Origin of the sequence: Alteromonas sp. BZK5, assembly GCF_014349115.1 — a bacterium.
Classification (GTDB): Bacteria; Pseudomonadota; Gammaproteobacteria; order Enterobacterales; family Alteromonadaceae; genus Alteromonas; species Alteromonas macleodii.
Genome location: NZ_JACSOE010000194.1, coordinates 1 through 2,840, shown reverse-complemented (window position 1 = coordinate 2,840; position 2,840 = coordinate 1). Strand labels below are relative to the sequence as shown.

General features: G+C 39.3%; 3 protein-coding genes. 2 read left to right on the top strand and 1 reads right to left on the bottom strand.

Translation table 11 applies throughout. The annotated features are described in order from the left end of the window. Positions 1-556 (bottom strand): hypothetical protein (locus BIZ39_RS21140; RefSeq protein WP_187448012.1); only part of this gene is annotated, 556 nt, incomplete at its 3' end. Between the two features lie 719 nt (positions 557-1,275). Between BIZ39_RS21140 and BIZ39_RS21135 the strand changes: the two genes are divergently transcribed. Further along, the gene (locus tag BIZ39_RS21135; protein ID WP_015067950.1) at positions 1,276-2,346 is read left to right on the top strand and encodes a helix-turn-helix domain-containing protein; all 1,071 of its coding nucleotides are present in this window, start codon (positions 1,276-1,278) and stop codon (positions 2,344-2,346) included. Then, the gene (locus tag BIZ39_RS21130) at positions 2,330-2,755 is read left to right on the top strand and encodes a PIN domain-containing protein (RefSeq protein ID WP_262385829.1); all 426 of its coding nucleotides are present in this window, start codon (positions 2,330-2,332) and stop codon (positions 2,753-2,755) included. Before BIZ39_RS21135 ends, BIZ39_RS21130 begins: the two co-directional genes overlap by 17 nt. The last annotated feature ends 85 nt before the right edge of the window (positions 2,756-2,840 follow it).

Below are 2,840 nucleotides of genomic sequence, written 5' to 3'. Positions count from 1 at the left end.
CTATGAGGCAATTCTCGAGGTCTTCAATTAGCGCTTGCACTAGCTCTTCGTCGTCAATTAGCGTAAATATTATTTTTGCAATTGCTTTTTCATCTTTGATCGTTAGCGCTTCTTTCAACCGAGAGAAGTCAACATCCTTAGTTGGCCCACTTTTGGGGGCATCAACAGTTTCGCTAATACATTGTTCAACAAATTTCTTTGTGACGCTTTCCGGTGAGGGCTCAGATTTTATTTTCAGATTTTTACAGACCTTACGCCATACTCGACACCTGACATCAACATTGAGTTTACGCATTGCTAATAGTGATGAATTGGAATACTTACCAACAGGTAGAGATAAGCTTAAAGCTATCTCACCTGCTTTTGCGTGTTCAAACAGCATTGAGTAACTTATACTTGGAAAGGTTTCAGTACAGAAACTTTTGAAGTTTGGGAAGCCAATAACATTATAAGCCTGATTGATGTAAAGGGTTGTAACACTTTCTGCAAAATCGCAGTGTGAATCATTTATAAGATCGACTAGCTCGTAAATTTTATCTTCATTTAATAAACTCATTATAATCTCCGTAACAAATTAATTGACTATCAGCGACACAAAGTTGCCGCTCACGGAGGAATTAGAAAAAACGACAGCGATCTGCATAAAAAATAAATAAAAAGGTAGAACAATTAGGAATATCATAAAAATTAAAAAATATAAGATTACTAATCAAAGCCTTACACCATTACCTAGAAGTAAATCCTGAGCTCAGGATTAGTAAACACCCTCATAAATTTGAATTACACAACTGCGAATTAATGATAATCGACAAAAAATTACCTAGAACATCAATTCCATTATCAAAATGTACTCTATTAAGCACGCTGCACAGTCATACTAAGATTATTGTGGCCTATCACTCATAACGAAGCATTGGCTTGATTTACTTCTTTTAAGACAAAGTAATAAACGTATTTCTCAAAGTTATGTACCAAAGGATGTTAACTCTGATGTTCTGCCGTGCATGAACAGCCTTGCCTGGAATAGCAATTTTCTTTACTGGGGCACCACAGAAAGTCATATAAAGTATCAATTGGCCAAGTTAGATATATCTTTTCTCTTTAGCTCAAATAGCGATAGTAACCGATGGTGATAATCCATAGAGTCGTAGGTCTTAGTAGAGGTACTAGCACAAGTTCACTAATTGCGGCCTAGTTAAAACATCGACATCGACTCACCCGTGGTTTATAATTTAGTGAAAATAATTAAATTTATAAACCCTTGGGAGATTGACTATGTTTTCAGAACGTTTGATGCGAGCTCGTAAAGCTGCAGGTATGTCTATGAACGCTCTGGGCATTGCAATTGGTGTATCTGCTAATGCTATTAAGAAGTACGAACATGGCGAAGCAATGCCGTCATCAGGGAAGCTTTATAAACTCGCAAAGACTTTAGGAGTCCGCTCAGAATACTTTTTTCGACCAACAAAAGTGGAGTTGGGACATGTTGAGTACCGAAAACGTTCTAATACCCCACAGAAAACTCTCGACCGTATAAATGGCGATGTTCTAGATCAAGCTGAATTATGGACTGAATTGCTAGACCTTTTTCCAGATTCTGTCCGTCCGATAAGTAAATTTACTCTACCAGGTAATTTACCCGAGACAGTTGATTCTGAAGAAGCAATTGAATCTATTGCTGAACAAATGCGGAAAGAGTGGCAGTTAGGTCTTAACCCTATTCCTGATATGATCGATTGCCTTGAATCTCGAGGCATTATGGTTATCTGTACCGACGTCAATATAGGTAATAAGTTTGATGGATTAGCCGGACAGATCAACGAGTCACCAGTTATTGTTGTATCAACAACACAGCCTGGAGATCGACAGCGGTTTACACTAGCTCATGAGCTAGGTCATTTAGTATTGCACGGTCGGTTACCTGATACTATTGACGAAGAGAAAGCATGCAACCACTTTGCAGGTGCCTTTTTACTACCTTTGATAGCAATCAAACAACACCTTGGCACATATCGGCAGGCTCTTGAGCCGCGTGAGCTATTTATGCTTAAGCAAGAGTTTGGCATTAGTATGATGGGCATTTTGGTTCGTGCGGGTCAGGCAAACGTAATTTCATCATCTTTGCAAAAGCAATATTACATGAAATTCAATAAGCTCAAATGGCGTACACGAGAACCAGGCACGGCCTACCCTCAAGAAACAACATTTCTTTACAAACAGCTCGTCTATCGAGCGTTAGCGGAAGATTACATCACAGAATCAAAAGCTGCTGAATTTTTAAAAATGCCACTTTCAGCATTCCACAAAGAACGTAAGCTAGGAATGGCTGATGCAATTACTAATTAGTGACGCAAACATCCTAATTGATATGGAAGAAGGGGAACTTCTGCCACAAATGTTCCAACTTCCTTATAGCTTCTCCATCCCCGATATCTTGTTTTACGAAGAACTAGAGCAAGAACACAACCACTTAATTGAGCTGGGTTTGAGACTTGATGAACTTGAGGGTGAGTTAGTAAGTTATAGCTTAGCGCTTGTTGAGCAATATCGAAAACCTAGCCGCAATGATTGTTTTGCGCTTGCGTTGGCGAAACATCATCAGTGCCCACTTCTTACAGGAGACAAAGATTTACGAGCCGCAGCAGAAAATGAAGCTGTTGTTGTCATGGGCACAGTGTGGCTTTTAAAACAACTTGTAATACTACAGCTTATAACAGGAGACGAAGCGAGGAACTCATTAACTGTAGCGACCTGACTTCTTATCCTGTCTGAACCGATTTTATCCGAACTTCCTGGCCCACAATCATTGATTTTACCCTATGAGGCTGGCTCACTTTAAT

Bases quoted from the DNA above. Each gene is read 5' to 3' on its own strand.
- BIZ39_RS21130 (WP_262385829.1), top strand. From the start codon at position 2,330: ATGCAATTACTAATTAGTGACGCAAACATCCTAATTGATATGGAAGAA.
- BIZ39_RS21135 (WP_015067950.1), top strand. From the start codon at position 1,276: ATGTTTTCAGAACGTTTGATGCGAGCTCGTAAAGCTGCAGGTATGTCT.